Genomic DNA, 18090 nt, shown 5'->3' with positions numbered 1-18090 from the left:
ACGTTCACCTTAACCTATTTCCTGTAGTTTGTTGATGAGTTGTTCTTCGCTCCAGACTTCAATGCCGAGAGACTCTGCTTTAGCGAGTTTACTGCCAGCTTCCTCACCTGCAATAACAAGATCCGTCTTCTTCGTCACACTGCTCGTCACTTTGGCACCGAGTGATGTCAGTTTCTCAGATGCTTCTGTTCTTGTCATAATCTCAAGCTTACCGGTCAGTACAATGGTCTTATCCATAAATTCTGTATTGCTGACCACTTCAACTTTTGTGCCAGTATAAGTCATGTTGACACCAGCTTCTTTCAGTTTCAGAAGCAGTTCTCTCATATCTTCATTATGCAGATACGTGACGACTGACTGTGCTATCTTATGACCGATTTCATGGATTGCTGTCAGTTCTTCTTCTGTAGCTGCTGCCAGTTTTTCCATAGAACCGTATTCCTCTGCTATAATACGGCTTGCTTTTGCACCTAGATGTCTGATGCCGAGTCCAAAGAGCAGACGCTCCAGTGAGTTAGCTTTAGACGCTTCAATCGCCTGCAGCAGTTTATCGACTTTCTTGTCCGCCATGCGCTCAAGCGGCAGTAGATCTTCACGTTTCAAATAGTAAATATCTGCGACATCGCGGATCAGCTCTGCCTGGAACAGCTGTTCAACGATACGTTCACCGAGTCCGTCAATATTCATCGCCTGGCGTGACACGAAGTGAATCACACCTTCAACAAGTTTCGCTTCGCAGGCCGGATTGATACAGCGTAGTGCTACTTCTCCTTCAATACGTACTAGTTCATGACCACAGGCCGGACAATGTTCAGGCATATGGTAAGGCACGGCATCATCAGGTCTCCGGTCAAGGACAGGTCTGACGACTTCGGGAATAATATCACCCGCTTTACGGATAATAACTTCATCACCGATACGGATATCTTTTTCCCGGATGAGGTCTTCATTATGAAGGGATGCACGGCCGACTGTCGTCCCTGCAACTTTAACAGGTTCAAGAATAGCGGTTGGTGTCACTGCACCTGTACGTCCTACTGAGATTTCAATATCCCTCAGCTTCGTCATGACTTCTTCTGCCGGGAATTTGTAGGCAATCGCCCAGCGAGGAGATTTAGCAGTGAAGCCAAGTTCTTCCTGCTTTGCAAGATCATTGACTTTAATGACGATTCCGTCGATATCATATGCCAGATTGTTCCGTTCTTCTGTCCAGTGCTGGATATAGTCCAGTACTTCATCGATATTTTTGCATAATTTTCGTTCGTGATTCGTCTTAAAACCGATATCATCCAGCTTATCAAGTGCGGCACTCTGTGACGGCACATCCAGCTCACGTAAATCGTTCACACTATAGAGAAAGATGTCCAGCTTGCGTTTAGCAGCAAGCTTGGAGTCCAGCTGTCTGAGTGAACCTGCTGCCGCATTACGCGGATTCGCTGCAAGCGGTTCACCGTTCTTCTCTTTTTCTTTGTTGAGATTGATGAACGACTGGCGAGGCATATAGGCTTCGCCGCGCACTTCAAACGTCAGAGGCTCTTTGATGACAAGTGGCACGGCATAGATTGTCTTGATGTTCTCAGTGATATTCTCTCCAGTCGTCCCATCGCCGCGCGTCAATCCTTGAACAAGGCGGCCTTCTTCATATTTCAGGGAAACGGCGAGTCCATCTATCTTTAGTTCTACCATATAATCCACTTGACCGACACCTTCCACGACACGACGGTCAAATGCACGCAAGTCTTCTTCGTCAAATGCATTGCCGAGACTGAGCATCGGTGTATCATGTCTGACTTTCTCAAATGATGACAACGGTGTTCCGCCGACTCGGACAGTCGGCGAATCTGCTGTCTTCAGAACAGGATATTCCTCTTCTATCGCGATGAGCTCATGCAGCAGCTTATCGTATTCACTGTCAGGGACAGACGGGTTATCCAGTACATGATATTCATAATTATACTGGTGCAATAAACGGTGTAATTCATCTACTCTTTGCTGCATCATTTACCCCTTCTTTTGAATCGGTGCGAACTGACTTAACAGACGCTTCATACCGACAGATTTGAAAATAATATCCAGTTCCTGCGAACCGTCTTTATCGGTTACATTGCTGACAAGACCCTCACCCCATGTTTTATGGATAACTTTATCCCCGATTTTATATTCGCCTGGTGCAGGTTGATTGTTTGTTGTTCGTCTTGAGAATCCTCTTTTCTGGATGACCGTTTTCTTACCTTCCAGCAGATCTTCAGGAATCTCATCCAGGAAACGAGAACGGCGGTTGGCCTGACTACGTCCAAAGAGTGTCCGTGAGTCAGCGTGTGTAACATGAAGGTGCTCTTCAGCGCGCGTAATGGCCACATACATTAAACGACGCTCTTCTTCCATTTCTGACTCTTCTGACAGACTTCTCGAATGTGGGAAGATAGATTCTTCCAGACCTGCGATAAAGACGACTTTAAACTCCAGACCTTTAGCAGAGTGAATAGTCATCAGTGTAATACCCGCTTCTAAATCTGCACTGTCCACATCGCTGACCAGTGATAAATCGGTCAGGAAATTGACGAGTGACTGTTCTTCAATCTGCGTATCTTTCTCGTAGTCCTTAGGCACACTGAGAAACTCTTCCAAGTTTTCAAGGCGTGACTGTGATTCAAGTGTTCGATCTGCTTTCAGCATATCCATGTAGCCTGTCTTCTCCATAATCTGTTCCGTCAGTTCTGTAATGGACAGAAACTCCTGCTGCTTCATAAAGCCGTCCATCATATCATAGAATTTGACGAGTGTTTCAGTCGTTTTCTTCGGCAGGCCGATGAAATCCACTTCTGCAAGCGCGTCAAAGTAGCTGAGGCCGTTCATTTCTGCATATACTGTGATCTTATCAAGCGCACCTGGTCCTACTCCGCGCTTCGGTGTATTGATGATACGGGCAAAACTGATATCTTCATTGCTGTTCGCGACCAGTCTCAGATAGCTTAAAATATCTTTGATTTCTTTACGGTCGTAGAACTTCGTACCGCCGACCATCGTATAACTGATGTTCGATTTAAGCAGTGTCTCCTCAAGCACACGGGACTGTGCGTTCGTCCGGTAAAGAATAGCCATGTCGTCTAAACGGTAGCCTTCCCGCTGTTTATTCTGTATTTCAGAGATGATATATTCTGCTTCATGACGCTCACTTTGCGCTTTAAAGTACTTGATCTTACTGCCTTCATCACTTTCAGTCCATAAAGCTTTAGGTTTACGTTCTGAATTATGTCTGATGACTTCATTCGCCGCATGCAGAATGTTTTTCGTGGAGCGGTAGTTACGCTCGAGGAAGATGGTACGGGCATTCTGATAGTCTTCTTCAAAGCTCAGAATATTATAGATGTCCGCACCACGCCAGCCGTAAATGGACTGGTCAGAGTCACCGACGACGCAGATATTTTCAAATTTTTCTGCGAGCATCTTCACTAAGAGATACTGCGCTCTATTCGTATCCTGATATTCATCGACATGAATATACTGGAATTTATTCTGATAATAGCTCAGGGCTTCTGGTGCACGTTCAAAGAGCTCAATTGTTGTCATGATGAGGTCATCAAAATCCAGCGCCTGATTTTTCAGCAGAATAGACTGATAGCGTTTGTAGGCTCTTGCAACAATCTGTGCCATAAAATCATTCGCTTCTTTTTCAGCATCTTCCGGTGTCTTCAGTTCATTTTTCAGATTTGAAATCTGTGCAAGTAATGAGCGCGGTTCATAACGTTTCGGATCGATGTTCTCCTGCTTCAGTACTTCTTTCATGACGGAACGCTGATCTGTCGGATCAATAATCGTAAAGTTCCGTTCAATACCAATCCTATCGCTGTCACGTCTCAGTATGCGGACACACATCGAGTGGAATGTTGAAATCCACACCGCTTCAGCTTCTTCGCCGATCAGATGCTGCACACGTTCCTTCATTTCTTTTGCTGCTTTATTCGTGAACGTAATCGCGAGTATATTATAAGGGTTAACGTCTTTTTCCTGTATCAGATAGGCGATGCGATGCGTCAGCACCCGCGTCTTGCCTGAACCCGCACCTGCCATGATCAGCAGGGGGCCTTCTGTCGCTTTGACAGCTGCACGCTGTTCTTCGTTCATTCTATTCAGTAATTCATTCACAGGAATTATCCTTTCTTTCCTTTGATTTTAACGGTCTCGAGGGCCTTCTTCAGGTCGCTGTAGATGATGTTACCGACAACTATTGTATCTGCATACTGGAACATCTCTTCAGCCTGTGCCAGTGACTCAATACCACCGCCATAAATAAGACGCGTATTCTCAAGCGCTGATTTCAGCTCGGCAAGCTTCTTCACCTCTCCATATGTACCACTGTATTCAACATAACAGACCGGCAATCGGTAAAAGTGTTCAATCATCTGCCCGTAAGCATAGAGATCCTCACCACTCAGGGTCGTATCTGCTGCTGTCAGCTTTGCGACCTTGCTGTCAGGATTCAGAACGATATACCCCTCCATCGTGAACTCTTCAAAATTCAGCATGTGACCATAAGCTTTCAGCGCTTCAATCAACAGGCCATTATGAAACTGGACGTTCGGACTGTTAAGAACAGTTGGCACCAAATAACGGTCAAAGCCTGGAATCACGCTCTCAAGATTAGAGATTTCGAGCGCACAAGGAACTGTGTAGCGACGGACACGTGCCATTAAATCGAGCACATTATCCATCGTCACATCATCTGTTCCGCCTACGATAATCGCATCTGTTCCTGATTCACATAGACGCTGCAACGACTCATCATCAATTGTTTTAGCAGGATCAAGTTTGAAGACATGCTGCCAGTCATTTATCTCATACATATAGAAACTCCTTTTAAAGACATATTTATAATTATAGCATTTTAAAGAAACGATAACGAAAAAAAGCCAGTCCGACTGACTGACTTTCTCTTACTTGACTAACCCAAAATACTCTTCTAACGTTAATCCGCTTTTATAGACATCCTGCGCCAGATCATCACCCAGATAACGGATATGCCAAGGCTCATACTGATAACCGGTAATATGCTCTTTTCCTTTTGGATAGCGTATGATGAAACCGTAGTTCTGCGCATGAGTCTGGAGCCATTTTCCCTCTGGTGTGTCACCGAAAGAAATCGTGAAATCTTTGACAGACTCACGGCTACCGAGGTCGAAAGCAAGGCCGGTCTGATGTTCAGAGTGGCCGGGCTCTGCGCTATAAGTATCCGCAGCGGCCTTACCGTCTCGTGCAACATAATTATGATACAGCACATCCTGTTCATCATAACTTCTGAAGCCACTTCTGATGGCAAAATTCAGCCCTTCCGCAGTTCCTGCTGTCATCAGCTTATCCAGTGCCGCTCTTGCCTCAGCATTCTCACCTGGAGCATAATCTGCCGGCAGACTGATTGATTTATTGACGATAATCGTATCGCCATAATAAGTGACACCGTCTACAACAGATTTCTCTTTTGAAGACAGCCATTTTTCCAGTGGATTGATTTGTTTAATATTGTCGATCACTGACAGATGCTGTTCAGACTGTTCACTGCAACCTGCGAGCAAAAAAGCAGCCAATCCTGCGATTAATAATCTTTTCATGATAGCCCTCATTTCGACTTCATTATAAAATAAAAATGGTACTGAATCAATTCAGTACCATTTTTTTACTGTTCTTCGCCCAGACGTTCCATCACCATCGTGTACGCATCATTTCCCCATTGTAATGAGCGTTTCACCCGTGAAATAGTCGCAGTAGACGCACCTGACTCTTTTTCAATTGTTGCATAAGTATGACCTTGCTTGATCATCTTAGCGACCTGCATACGTTGTGATAATGAATGTAATTCATTCACCGTACATAAGTCATCAAAAAACTGGTAGCATTCTTCACGATTTTCGAGAGCAAGAATTGCATCGAATAAATCATCAAGACGCTTCCCTCTTAATTTTTCAATTTGCATTCCGTTCATCCCCTTGAAAGATATAGTCTAAGTTTAACGCACTACTGGACTGAAGTACAGTATTATTCATGGTCAGTTATGTGCTCTTTACCTTTCGGTGTTAAGTAAGCTGTACTCGCATCCATCATCGTATAAGTATCTTCTACTTTTCTAAGCAGAATATCCTCTGCCAGCTTATTCTTTTTAATATAAGAAAGCGCATCTCCCACTTCTTCGCGCTCTAAATTCAGTCCACTCGTTGTCACTGGTTCATTGTTATCAATATGGTTCAGAATTGTTTCAACATTCTCCTGATTCACTGCTCTCACCTCACTCATATATCATTTCATTTAATAAGTATAATACATTAAAATGTCTAAAAAATATAGTAAGTGCAGATGAAAAAAGACCTCTGCAGCAGTGCCAGAGGTCAACTTTTTACTAATTACAACTGACCTTTTTTAGTCGTCCATTTATCGCTAAACTGTTTCTTTCATCTTCCTTGCTCTAAAAAAGAATACATCATTGCTAGTATTAAGTTTAGCGTACCACAACTAAAATGTTAAAAATAGTAAAATTTAGAAGTGAGCCATTTTTATTTAGTATCTTTTTGTTTTATTCAGAACAGACAAAAACCCTTATGAACTCAATGTTCACAAGGGTCTTCATGATTGATTATTCTAATCCTGCACGCTTGAACAATGTGTCCACTTGGTTCAGGTGATGGTTTTCATTGAAACATTCATCCAGTTCTGCTGGTGAGAGCAGCTCTGTGATTTTATCTTCTTTTTCAATTAATTCACGGAATGGTGTTTCTGTCTGCCATGATTCCATTGCTTTCGGCTGTACTAAGTCGTATGCTTCTTCACGTACCATGCCTTTGTCGATCAATGTCAGCATGACGCGTTGTGAATAAATTAAACCGAATGTCTTATTCATGTTACGTTTCATGTTTTCTTCGTAAACCGTTAAGTTCTCGATGATGTTAGCAAAACGGTTTAATGCGTAGTCAAGTGCAATCGTCACGTCTGGCAACATGATACGTTCTGCTGATGAATGTGAGATGTCACGTTCATGCCATAATGGTACGTTTTCATAAGCTGTCGTCACATAGCCACGGATAACACGTGCGATACCTGTGATGTTCTCTGAACCGATCGGATTACGTTTATGCGGCATTGCTGAAGAACCTTTCTGTCCTTTAGCAAATGCTTCTTCTACTTCACGTGTTTCTGTTTTCTGAAGGTTACGAACTTCAACAGCAAATTTCTCGAGTGATGTTGCGATTAAAGCAAGTGTTGCAACATAATAAGCATGACGGTCACGTTGTAATGTCTGTGTTGAAATTTCAGCAAAATCGATGCCCAGTTCTTTGCAGACATACGCTTCAATTTCTGGCGGGATATTCGCAAATGTGCCGACTGCGCCGCTCATTTTACCCACTTCGATTTCTTTACGAACTTCTTTGAAACGTTTCATGTTACGCTGCATTTCCATATACCAGAGTGCCATTTTCAGACCGAATGTTGTAGGTTCTGCATGCACACCGTGTGTACGTCCCATCATAAGCGTATTCTTGTATTTCAGTGCTTTGACTCTTAACACTTCGATAAAGCGTTCAAGATCCTTCTCGATGATGTCATTCGCCTGCTTAATAACGTAGCTAAGTGCTGTATCAACCACATCTGTACTTGTCAGACCGTAATGTACCCATTTACGTTCTTCTCCGAGTGTTTCACTGACCTGACGCGTAAAAGCAACCACATCATGACGAGTTTCAAGTTCGATTTCTTTTGCACGTTCAACATCTACGCGTGCATTCTGACGAATCAGTTTGACGTCTTCTTCAGGAATCACACCTAACTTGCTCCAAGCTTCACATGCTAAGATTTCTACTTCCAGCCATGCTTCAAAACGGTTCTGCTCACTCCAAATATCAGCCATTTCTTTTCTTGAGTAACGTTCAATCATCCGTATTCTCCTATCTGATTAGTAGTCGCCTCAAGTATAACAAATTTTATTAGATACGTACATTAAATATTAAAAATAATTAAATGTACGGAATTTAATGCAAAAAACCTATCTGCTAAGCAGATAGGTCTGTTAATCTATTTTTTTGCCGACAAAGATGATCTGCTGACGCAGAACTTCAATGCCTTTATCTGTCTCATGGAAGATAGGCTTCTCCATTCGTTTCACGGGCGTAAAACCCTCTTTTTTCATGCGTGCGAGGCACTCAGCAATTGTCTCATTTTCAGCGACCTCAAATTTCATCTGTATCATATGCACGCAGTTTTTTACTGCGGACACCTTTCACCCAGAATCCACCGTGAATATTCTTCGGCTCATAAGCGATGATAAACGCTTTCGGGTCAAGCAGTCTGATTGTTTCAGTCAACTTGATTTCATATTTACGTGGCGTTAAAATCTGCATGATCATACGATGACCATCACGTCCGTGCGCCGCGTAATGCGTCACGCCATAGCCTAAGTCGCGGAGTGTATGCGGGATATCAAGTTCGTATTCAGCAGTTGTCACATTGACAACGATATAACCGAGCGCGATTTTCTCTTCTAGTTTCATCCCTACTATAATCCCTACGCCAAAACCGAATGCATAAGCCAGCACATTCCAGATATTATCCAGATTCTTCATGACAAGTCCAAGCCCTACAACATAGACCAGAACTTCAATGACTGAGACACCTGCTGCCAGGTAACGATAACCTTTTAAAGTCAGGATCGTCCGCATGGTCAGACATGTGACATAAATAATATTAATAAAAAAGATAACAGCAACCATAATCCATGGATTATCCATTCAATAGCACCTCCTAATTCATAGGCATTCTATCAGAGATTAAGAGGTAGCACAAGACTAGCGGATGAGTTCATGCACGCTAAATCTTGTAATAGGCATCATACGCTTATGCTGCGTTTTCAGGAAATGTCCTTCAATTACTTTTCTATCTTGTTCATTAACTTCCTGTCCTTCAAGATAATGGTCAATGGCTTCGTAAGTCACACCGAGTGCCACTTCATCTGGTAACTGCGGCTTATCTTCCTCTAAATCTGCCGTCGGTTTTTTATTATAGAGATGTTCAGGACAACCTAAATATTTTAGAATCTCTCTCCCCTGACGTTTATTCAGTCCGGCAAGCGGCAGAATATCTGCGCCTCCATCACCAAATTTTGTATAGAAACCTGTGATACTCTCAGCTGCATGATCGGTACCCAGCACGATACCACTGTTTGCTGCAGCAACAGAATACTGAACTTTCATACGTTCACGCGCTTTTTCATTCCCTTTCTGGAAATCTGTAAGCTGTATACCGGCATTTTTAAGTGCTTCAAGACTTGCTTCCACACTCGGTTTGATGTTAACAGTCAATTCTTTAGATGCATTGATAAAGTCCAAGGCATCCTGACAGTCCTGTTCATCTTTTTGTGTACCATAAGGCAGGCGGATAGCAATAAACTGATAATCTCCACCTTCCGCGTTCAGTTCATCAACAGCCATCTGCGCCAGTTTACCGGCAAGTGTTGAATCCTGTCCGCCAGAAATACCAAGCACCATCGATTTCATAAATGGATAGCTTTTCAGATAATTCTTCATAAAATCAAGAATGACTCTTGTTTCCTCTTCAACGTTTATAGAAGGTTTTACTTTTAATTCTGCGATAATCTGATCTTGTAATGTCATGATTCCCACTCCTTTATGCGATCTGCCACTTCATGAATTTTGTGGTTTTTATTTTCCCAGCATGCTGTACTTAAATCCACCGGGTACTCTTCAGGATTCATATAACGCTTCGTTTCTTCCCAGATCAGTTCAAGATTATCCTGATGATACTGTCTGATTGTTTCAAGTGAAGGCTGGTCGTAAACAAACTCGCCGTTTTCAAATATAGGATGAAGCAATTTTTTAGCAGTGAAGTCTTTCACCCATTTCTGTTTGTATGTATAGATGGGATGAAACATCTTCAAGACTTCCTCTGATTGAGGATCTTCATGGGCGAGTGTAATGTAGTCTCCTTCTGATTTACCCGTTTTATTGTTAATAATGCGATATAAATCTTTTTTACCAGGTGTTGTCACCTTCTCCGCATTGTTAGAAATTTTAATACGGTCCTGCAGTACGCCGTTATCATCAGCTATCGCTGTCAGTTTATAGACTGCGCCTAAAGCAGGCTGATCGTAGGCCGTGATGAGTTTTGTGCCGATACCCCATGCAGTGACTTTACATCCTTGCTGCTTCAAGTTGATGATAGTCGCCTCGTCCAGGTCATTCGAAGCAAATATTTTCGCATCAGGGAACCCTGCAGCATCGAGCATCTTGCGCGCTTCTTTTGACAGATAGCTTAAGTCTCCTGAATCCAAGCGTATACCGATGAAGTTAATCTGGTCGCCAAGCTCCTGCGCCACACGAATCGCATTCGGCACCCCACTTTTCAGTGTATGGAAAGTATCGACTAAAAAGACACAGTTCTTATGACGCTCAGCGTATTTCTTAAACGCTGTATACTCATCGTCATATGCCTGAACCATTGCATGTGCATGTGTCCCTGAAATCGGCATACCAAACAGTTTGCCGGCGCGGACGTTACTCGTTGAATCAAAACCTGAAATATAAGCTGCGCGAGCACCCCAGATAGCAGCATCCATCTCCTGCGCACGACGTGTTCCAAATTCCATAAAGATTTCGTCCGGTGCAATATTTTTAATGCGGCTTGCTTTCGTCGCAATGAGCGTCTGAAAATTGACGATGTTCAGGATAGCTGTCTCTAAAAACTGGGCTTGAATGAGCGGCGCTTCTATTCGGAGTAACGGCTCATTGTTGAAACAGATTTCACCTTCCTGCATAGAGACGATGTTCCCAGTGAATCTCAACTCTTTTAAATAGCTCAGGTAATCTTCCTGATAGCCTTGCTCACGTAAATATTCGATGTCACTGTCCGTAAACTTAAAACGTTTCACGTACTCGATGATTCTCTCGAGGCCGGCAAATACTGCGTAACCACCGTCAAACGGCATACTTCTGAAATAAACATCAAAGACAGCCATATTCTCATGTATGCCGTCAAACCAGTAAGTTTCTCCCATATTAATCTGATATAAATCCGTATGCAGCATCAAGCTGTCATCAGTTTTTTTGAACATCTTAATCCCTCTTTTTCCCTTTATTAACGTCTTCTCTTTCATATTAACATACCTTTAAGTGAAGCAATAATGCTACAATTTAACTAACTTATAGAAGAGGTCATGATATGAAAAATAAACAATTTGTCTTTATCCTTTCAGCTGTTGTCTCCATATCCGGCTTTTCTCAAGGCATGCTGCTGCCGCTTATTTCCTTTATATTTGAACGGGATCATGTGCCGAGTATCGTCAATGGTTTCCATGCCACTTCTCTTTATATCGGCGTGTTCCTGACGTCGCTTTTTCTTGAAGGACTTCTCAGGAAGTGGGGTTTTAAGCCACTCATTATTACAGGTGGTGTCCTCGTCTGTTTATCGTTCCTGCTTTTTCCCGTTCTTCAAGCGATGTCTATCTGGTTTGTGCTGCGCCTGATTGTCGGTGTCGGCGACAATATGCTGCATTTCGCAACGCAGTCATGGCTCACGCATGTGACGCCGCGCAATCAGCTCGGACGTGCACTTGCTTATTACGGGCTGAGCTTCTCACTCGGTTTTATGCTTGGACCTATTCTAGTGCCGCTTGTTAATATTCATGAGTCACTGCCCTTTTTAATCAGTGCCGGCTTAACGTTCATTGCGTTCTCACTTGTCTTTACACTGAAAAATAGTTTTCCTGAGCCGTCTGAAGAAAAAGTCTCTCTTTCTTCTACTTTCATCAACTTCCGGAAAGTCATCCATACTTCCTGGATCGCGTTCTTATTTCCGATGGTCTTCGGTGTGATGGAGAGCTCTTTGAATAGCAACTTCCCGGTATTCGCACTGAAACATGATTTAAGTTTAATCGATATCACTTGGATACTCCCGATGTTCAGTCTCGGTACCATCATTTTCCAGGTACCAATCGGCAGTCTGTCTGACCGTATGAATAGAAGTCATTTAATGCTGTTACTGACCTTAATAGGTGCAGGTATCTTTCTTTTAGGCGATTTTTTTATCGCACATCATTACGGCATGATGGCCATCTTCTTTATTGCCGGCGTCTTTACAGGTTCTCTTTATTCTCTCGGTGTCACCTATATGACAGAACTCACACCTAGATACTTACTGCCGGCAGGCAATCTGATGTGCGGTATCGTCTTCAGCATCGGCAGTATATTCGGTCCTATTATTGGAGGCACTGTTATCTCTGTAACAGATAATCAGTTTTTCTTTATTGCTATCAGCGTTCTCATCCTACTGACGAGTGTCGCGACTTATATCTTTATTCTGAACAACCGCAAATTTTCAGAGGAGTGATTAAATGTTAGAACTAGCCCAGTCTTTTATCAGAAACATGCACCAGGAACTCAATATCTCAGACGTTGCCACCAAAGCACGATTACGGGTCATTGAAGAAGAAATCAGTCAAACCGGCACTTATCAGCATACGACTGAAGAACTTGAATATGGTGTACGCGTCGCATGGCGTAACAGCAACCGTTGTATCGGTCGTCTCTTTTGGGACAAACTGAATTTAATAGATAAACGGAGCGTCCAAACACCCGCGGAATTTGAGGCAGCGCTGCTTCACCATATCGACTATGCAACGAACAACGGCAAAATCAGACCGAGCATCACTGTTTTTCCGCCGCGTAATGGTCATCACACACCGTTTACCATTCTGAATGACCAGCTGATCCGCTACACAAGTGACACGTTAGCAGATCCCGTTAAAGCTATTAAGCCGGGCATCACATCCAAGTTTCTACCTATTGTTTATCAGCACGACGGACAACTTCATACTTTTGAGCTGCCGGAAGAAAAAGTGCTCGAAGTATCCCTTCGTCATCCAAGTCACCCGGCATTCGATGACCTGAATTTGGCCTGGTATGCCGTGCCAATCATCTCAGGTATGGAACTCCGTATAGGCGGCATCATTTATCCATGTGCGCCTTTTAATGGCTGGTATATGGAATCAGAGATTGCATCCCGCAATCTGCTGGACTGCTACCGCTACAACTTGATAGAGCAGATTGCCGACAGTTTCGGTTTTGACCGAAAGACGACTGCTACTTACTGGCGTGACCGGACGCTCGTCGAACTGAACTATGCCGTCTATCATTCATATAAGTCACAAGGTGTTGCAGTTGTCGACCACTACACTGCGAGTAAGCAGTTCGAGAAATTCGAAGAACAGGAGAACGCTGCCGGTCGGCATATCACGGGCGACTGGACTTGGCTGATCCCGCCTATCTCTCCTTCACTCGTGCACAACTTCCATAAAGGTTACGATAATACTTATCGCGACCCGAACTTTTATTACCGTAAAAAAGGCTATCCTTTTTCCGGATAATCATTAAAGGTCACTGAAAAGCTTGTCAACATGCTTCTGATGAATCGTATTTAAATGCCTGTTGCAATGGCAGTAAACATCTGCCGCTTCAATCAGACGGACCGCACACGTGTCCTGCTGATTAAATGTATTGTTGAAGACATAGATGCCCTCGTTTTTAACACCGTTATAGCCTTTAATTAAAATGACATCTTCCTGGCGGATTGATTTGAAATCATTGTTTGCTATGATGACTGTCTCCCCGGCCTGCACACCTTTGTCAATTCCTGCAAGCGATGTCGAATACTTGCCTTTGTTGACTGCAAGATATCTGATACCACCCTTGCAGTCTATGAACTGATTGCCTGAGACTTTAACTGTCTTTGATTTGAGTAGTGTGACCGCATAGTCATTCATGCCGTCAAACGTATTATTCTCGATAAAAATATTCTCGTAGAAAATATCATACTGACTGGCATGAGAACCGACTGCCCGGTTCCATGCTTTCATCATCGGTTCCCCGGAGTTACCGAAATAACAATCTTCGATGATGACATTGCGAGTTGATGTACCGTCATAATAGCCGAACTTCGGAAATGAATCTTTCAGCTGGAGATCAATCTGAATCGCTTCACTGAACTGCCTTTTTCCTGAATCATCTCTGAAGCCCAGGAAACGGCAGTTTTTCACGTGAAAACCATCTAGTCCGCACGCATCGATGGCATGACCGCCGACGACATTCTTAAAAGTCACATCTTCAATCTTTATCTCTTTTGCGTGTCCAAGCGACATAATGGTATTGTTGAAATTGAGAACATGGCCATACTGGTCAAAAGTGCCGCCTTTAATGGTGATATAACCATTGCCGTCATATCCATGATAGCCTGGTTTGCGACCATTTTTGAGGAGGGCGCTATTGCTCATCCTTCTGATGACTGCATCTTTATGTAGAATAAGGGTAGTATGATGGTAGATCACTAATTCTTTTGCGATATAGTACGTTCCTGCCGGCACATAGATTTCGACAGGTGTCTTTTTAGCTTGATTTAAGGCACGCTGAAAACCGATACTGTCCATCAAAATGTGATGTCCGCGTGCACCATAATCGATTACATTGATTTTTCTCATTTAGTTCATCCTTATTATCATTTATACTTTGATTAACTATACCCTGTTAGGAGGCTCATTATGGATAAAGCATTACTGATTATTGATTATTCGTATGATTTTGTTGCTGATGATGGAAAACTGACTTGCGGTAAACCTGGTCAGTCTATTGATCAGGCCATCGCCCGTAAATTTGAAGCTTATCTCACCGAAGGCAACCCTGTTTTCATCATGATGGATCTGCATGACTTAAATGATATGTCACACCCTGAATCAAAGCTCTTCCCGCCCCATAATATCCGCGGGACCGAAGGCCGTGAACTTTATGGCGCTGTTAAAAAAGTTTATGAAGAGTTCCGGGATCATCCTCTTGTCTTCTGGATTGACAAGAGACGCTATAGCTCATTTGCGGGCACACCGCTTCATCAGTATTTAACAGAACGTCAGATCAAGATCATTGAACTGACAGGTGTCTGTACGGATATCTGTGTTCTTCATACAGCAGTAGATGGTTATAATCTCGGTTATACGATGATGGTCGATAAAGATGCTGTTCAATCCTTCAGTCAGGAAGGACACCAGTTCGCGCTTTCTCATTTTGAGCATTCACTCGGCATGACGATTACCGGTCAATCATGATAAAATAAAAGATATTCATATTAAAAGGAGAAGAATTCATGACTATTTTAACTTTCGGACATCAAAATCCTGATACAGATACAATCACTTCAGCACTTGTAATGGCAGACCTGCAGACTGCTGCCGGCAAAGAAGTTGAAGCAGTAAGACTGGGTGAAGTAAGTGCTGAGACTCAATATGCGCTTGACAAATTCAACGTATCTGCACCTCGCTTAATCGAAAAAGTTGACGGTGAGGAAGTCATTCTTGTTGACCACAATGAGTTCCAGCAGTCAGCACCTGGCATCGAATCTGCTCACATTCTGATGGTTGTTGACCACCACCGTATTTCTAATTTTGAGACGGCAGCACCTTTATACTACAGAGCAGAACCAGTCGGCTGTACAGCAACGATTCTTAATAAAATGTATAAAGAAAATCAGATCGAAGTGAAACCTGAGATTGCAGGGCTGATGTTATCTGCTATTATCTCTGATACATTACTTTTCAAATCTCCTACTTGTACAGACGAAGACGTCAAAGCAGCAGAAGAACTTGAAAAAATTGCAGGTATCAACAAAGAAGAATATGGCCTTGAAATGCTTAAAGCAGGTGCTTCTACAGCAGACAAATCTGCAGAAGACTTACTGAACATCGATGCGAAATCATTCTCTATGGGCGAAAAAGAAGTCCGTGTTGCACAAGTCAACACTGTCGATATCGATGAAGTATTCGCACGCCAGGAAGAACTTGAGAATGCTATCAATGCAGAGACAGCACAAAATGGTTACGACTTATTTGTCCTTGTCGTGACAGATATCATTCATTCTGATTCGAAGATCCTCGCACTGGGTAAAGAACAAGAAGCGGTCAATAAAGCATTCAACGTTGCTTTAGATAAAAACACTGCTTTACTTAAAGGCGTTGTATCACGTAAGAAACAAGTGGTACCTCAATTAACTGACGTTTTATCATAAGGAGGTGTTCCCTATGGAAATCCAGCAGTCAGGAAACAGATTTTATATCGATGACAAAGCTGAGATTACATTCTACACACAAGGTGAAGACACGATTGTCATCAATCATACATTCGTTGATCCTTCGCTTCGCGGACAAGGTATTGCTAAACAATTACTGAACCGTGTCATTGACTATGCACGAGAAAACAACTTAAAAATCGTGCCCCTCTGCTCCTATGCAGTGACTGCAATGAAAAATGATGCATCTGTACAAGATGTACTGAAATAAAAAAAGGACGTTTTATCAAAAAGATAAAACGTCCTTTTTCTTATACCAGCTTCAGTCCGACGATAGCGATGATAATCAATGTAATCAGAATCACTTTTTTCAGATTGAAACTGTCTTTATAGAAGACAATGCCGACAATAACACTACCCATGGCGCCTATTCCAGTCCAGACGCTGTAGGCAGTACCGAGCGGCAGTGACTTAATCGCCACTGACAGTAAAAAGAGACTTAACATACTCAGCAGAAACCAGATGACCGTCCACTTTTTATTTTTAAAACTGTCGCTGTTTTTTAAAGCCACAACCATCAGGACTTCCATTAGACCGGCTCCGATTAATACAATCCAGCTCATGACTCCTCAGCCCCTTCCACAAATTTCAGTCCGACGATGGATGCTATCAAGAGTGCGAGGAAAAATATCTTCAGAACACTCATCGGTTCATCGAGGAAAAAGTAGCCATAGAGTACTGTTCCGACTGCTCCAATACCTGTGTAGATCGCATAAGCCATTCCAACTTCCATATGCGTCAGGCAGTAAGCAAAAAAGTAAAATGATAATGCCATGACGACTACCGTGAACAAGGTCCACGGAATATCTGTAAAGCCATGTGAATACTTGAGTCCGACTGCCCAGACAACTTCCAGCAGTCCGCCGATAATTAAATAAAGCCATGATTTATTCATGTATCTTTGCCTCTCTTTTTATGATTTCCAGCATGCGCAGTGTATCCATACTCATCTGCTCTTTACTCGAATGGATTGAGCCCGACTGACAAGCATCCATAAACGTCTTGATTTCATAGGACATCGGCTGTGCATGGTGCTCAAACCGCTCAATTTCTTCACCTTGGCGATTGTACTTTTTAATGATGGCAGGTGCTGATATCTTATCTATCGTCAAGATCCCATCTTCACCGATGATTTCAGACGGCAGATAACTGTTGATGATTTTTGAGAAGCTAAGAACAGCTGTCATTTCGCTGTATTTAGCAATGACTGTCCCTTGACCGTCCGCCCCAGTCGACAATCGATGAAGTTCAGCGCTGACGCTTAAAGGCAGGCCGAACAACCTGACAAGCGGTGCAATCGTATAGACACCCAGATCCGTCAATGCACCGTTGCCGAGCTCCGGTCTGAACGCATTCTCTACAACACCTGCTTTCAGTTTATCGTAACGTGATGAGTACTGATTATAGTGAAAGTTGACACGTCTGATGGTGCCAATGTCATTCAGCCATTTCTCCAGCTGATTGAATGCAGCTGCTTCAGTCGACTTCATCGCCTCCATTAAGATAACATCATTTTGCTTTGCACAGTCAAAAAGCGCCTGTCCTTCTGCTGCAGTTAATGTGAGTGGTTTCTCGCAGAGCACGTGTTTCTTAGCATTCAGCGCGGCCATCGTCTGTTCCGCATGCAATAAATTAGGCGTTGCAATATAAACAGCATCATAGCTGTCGCTCACTATAAAAGCCTGCCAGTCTGTAAATCGGTGTTTGATATCGTACGTAGCAGCGAAGGCTGTCGCTCGTTCAGCGGTACGTGAATAGACTGCCGTCACTTCAAAGCCTTCAATTGTTCTGCCGGCAGTAATCATACGATCGGTAATCCAGTTCGTGCCCACTATACCCAATCTCATTTCCTTCACCTCGTTTAAGTTCAATTGATTTTATCAGGCAACAATCTATTGTACACTAATTACATCATATATGCAGAGGTGACCG

The 18090-nt window shown here is 43.0% G+C and carries 20 protein-coding genes; 5 read left to right on the top strand and 15 right to left on the bottom strand.

Translation table 11 applies throughout. The features are described 5' to 3' along the window. Positions 1-9: 9 nt before the first annotated feature. The 11 genes from ligA to ERX27_RS03895 all read right to left on the bottom strand — a co-directional run bounded on the left by ligA (position 10) and on the right by ERX27_RS03895 (position 11107). Positions 10-1998 (bottom strand): NAD-dependent DNA ligase LigA, encoded by a 1989-nt coding sequence (gene ligA / locus ERX27_RS03945; RefSeq protein ID WP_420844961.1) that lies wholly within the window; start codon positions 1996-1998, stop codon positions 10-12. 3 nt (positions 1999-2001) lie between these two features. After that, positions 2002-4146, bottom strand: coding sequence for a DNA helicase PcrA (gene pcrA, locus ERX27_RS03940; RefSeq protein WP_133431536.1), 2145 nt, complete (start codon positions 4144-4146; stop codon positions 2002-2004). A 5-nt stretch (positions 4147-4151) separates the two neighbouring features. Then, positions 4152-4844, bottom strand: coding sequence for a heptaprenylglyceryl phosphate synthase (gene pcrB / locus ERX27_RS03935; protein WP_133431535.1), 693 nt, complete (start codon positions 4842-4844; stop codon positions 4152-4154). Between the two features lie 90 nt (positions 4845-4934). Beyond that, positions 4935-5606: a M15 family metallopeptidase gene (locus ERX27_RS03930; RefSeq protein ID WP_133431534.1), complete on the bottom strand. Its 672-nt coding sequence runs from the start codon at positions 5604-5606 to the stop codon at positions 4935-4937. Positions 5607-5671: 65 nt separating this feature from the next. Then, positions 5672-5968: a YerC/YecD family TrpR-related protein gene (locus ERX27_RS03925; RefSeq protein WP_133431533.1), complete on the bottom strand. Its 297-nt coding sequence runs from the start codon at positions 5966-5968 to the stop codon at positions 5672-5674. A gap of 62 nt (positions 5969-6030) precedes the next feature. Continuing rightward, positions 6031-6267, bottom strand: coding sequence for an LbetaH domain-containing protein (locus ERX27_RS03920; protein ID WP_133431532.1), 237 nt, complete (start codon positions 6265-6267; stop codon positions 6031-6033). A 355-nt stretch (positions 6268-6622) separates the two neighbouring features. Next, positions 6623-7918 carry an adenylosuccinate lyase gene (gene purB, locus ERX27_RS03915; RefSeq protein ID WP_133431531.1) on the bottom strand — a complete coding sequence of 432 codons (1296 nt, stop codon included), beginning with the start codon at positions 7916-7918 and terminating at the stop codon, positions 6623-6625. 132 nt (positions 7919-8050) lie between these two features. Next, the gene (locus ERX27_RS03910) at positions 8051-8221 is read right to left on the bottom strand and encodes an NETI motif-containing protein (RefSeq protein ID WP_133431530.1); all 171 of its coding nucleotides are present in this window, start codon (positions 8219-8221) and stop codon (positions 8051-8053) included. Further along, entirely contained in the window at positions 8211-8768 is a 558-nt protein-coding gene (locus ERX27_RS03905; RefSeq protein WP_133431529.1) for a DUF2179 domain-containing protein, read from the bottom strand. Before ERX27_RS03905 ends, ERX27_RS03910 begins: the two co-directional genes overlap by 11 nt. Positions 8769-8825: 57 nt before the next feature. Beyond that, positions 8826-9650, bottom strand: a complete 825-nt coding sequence (nadE, locus tag ERX27_RS03900) for an ammonia-dependent NAD(+) synthetase (RefSeq protein ID WP_133431528.1) — start codon at positions 9648-9650, stop codon at positions 8826-8828. Further along, a complete protein-coding gene (locus ERX27_RS03895) occupies positions 9647-11107 on the bottom strand; it encodes a nicotinate phosphoribosyltransferase (protein WP_133431527.1) in 1461 nt (486 codons plus the stop codon). The genes nadE and ERX27_RS03895 overlap by 4 nt, the downstream gene beginning before the upstream one ends. Before the next feature lie 107 nt (positions 11108-11214). Between ERX27_RS03895 and ERX27_RS03890 the strand changes: the two genes are divergently transcribed. Together ERX27_RS03890 and ERX27_RS03885 are read left to right on the top strand one after the other, a co-directional pair. After that, positions 11215-12381 carry an MFS transporter gene (locus ERX27_RS03890; RefSeq protein ID WP_133431526.1) on the top strand — a complete coding sequence of 389 codons (1167 nt, stop codon included), beginning with the start codon at positions 11215-11217 and terminating at the stop codon, positions 12379-12381. Positions 12382-12385: 4 nt separating this feature from the next. After that, positions 12386-13417, top strand: a complete 1032-nt coding sequence (locus tag ERX27_RS03885) for a nitric oxide synthase oxygenase (RefSeq protein WP_133431525.1) — start codon at positions 12386-12388, stop codon at positions 13415-13417. Positions 13418-13420: 3 nt separating this feature from the next. Here ERX27_RS03885 and ERX27_RS03880 read toward each other — a convergent pair whose 3' ends face one another. Beyond that, the gene (locus ERX27_RS03880; RefSeq protein WP_133431524.1) at positions 13421-14524 is read right to left on the bottom strand and encodes a glycosyl hydrolase family 28-related protein; all 1104 of its coding nucleotides are present in this window, start codon (positions 14522-14524) and stop codon (positions 13421-13423) included. Between the two features lie 57 nt (positions 14525-14581). On the opposite strand from ERX27_RS03880, the gene ERX27_RS03875 reads away from it, so the two are divergent. The 3 genes from ERX27_RS03875 to ERX27_RS03865 are packed head-to-tail and all read left to right on the top strand — an operon-like array spanning position 14582 to position 16369. Beyond that, positions 14582-15142, top strand: coding sequence for a cysteine hydrolase family protein (locus tag ERX27_RS03875; RefSeq protein ID WP_208001748.1), 561 nt, complete (start codon positions 14582-14584; stop codon positions 15140-15142). A gap of 38 nt (positions 15143-15180) precedes the next feature. Continuing rightward, on the top strand, positions 15181-16098 hold the full coding sequence (locus ERX27_RS03870; protein ID WP_133431522.1) for a manganese-dependent inorganic pyrophosphatase: 918 nt from the start codon (positions 15181-15183) through the stop codon (positions 16096-16098). 4 nt (positions 16099-16102) lie between these two features. Then, positions 16103-16369, top strand: a complete 267-nt coding sequence (locus ERX27_RS03865; protein WP_420844963.1) for a GNAT family N-acetyltransferase — start codon at positions 16103-16105, stop codon at positions 16367-16369. Positions 16370-16409: 40 nt separating this feature from the next. On the opposite strand, the gene ERX27_RS03860 is transcribed toward ERX27_RS03865, so the two are convergent. Genes ERX27_RS03860 through ERX27_RS03850 form a run of 3 tightly spaced genes read right to left on the bottom strand, consistent with a single transcriptional unit; the run spans position 16410 to position 18005 of the window. Then, a complete protein-coding gene (locus ERX27_RS03860; protein WP_133431520.1) occupies positions 16410-16721 on the bottom strand; it encodes a DMT family transporter in 312 nt (103 codons plus the stop codon). Next, the gene (locus tag ERX27_RS03855) at positions 16718-17053 is read right to left on the bottom strand and encodes a DMT family transporter (protein WP_133431519.1); all 336 of its coding nucleotides are present in this window, start codon (positions 17051-17053) and stop codon (positions 16718-16720) included. The genes ERX27_RS03860 and ERX27_RS03855 overlap by 4 nt, the downstream gene beginning before the upstream one ends. Then, positions 17046-18005 carry a Gfo/Idh/MocA family protein gene (locus ERX27_RS03850; RefSeq protein ID WP_133431518.1) on the bottom strand — a complete coding sequence of 320 codons (960 nt, stop codon included), beginning with the start codon at positions 18003-18005 and terminating at the stop codon, positions 17046-17048. Before ERX27_RS03850 ends, ERX27_RS03855 begins: the two co-directional genes overlap by 8 nt. Positions 18006-18090: the final 85 nt, after the last annotated feature.

It is taken from the genome of Macrococcus brunensis (assembly GCF_004359615.1).
Classification (GTDB): domain Bacteria; phylum Bacillota; class Bacilli; order Staphylococcales; family Staphylococcaceae; genus Macrococcus; species Macrococcus brunensis.
This window is presented reverse-complemented; position numbering and strand designations above follow the sequence as displayed.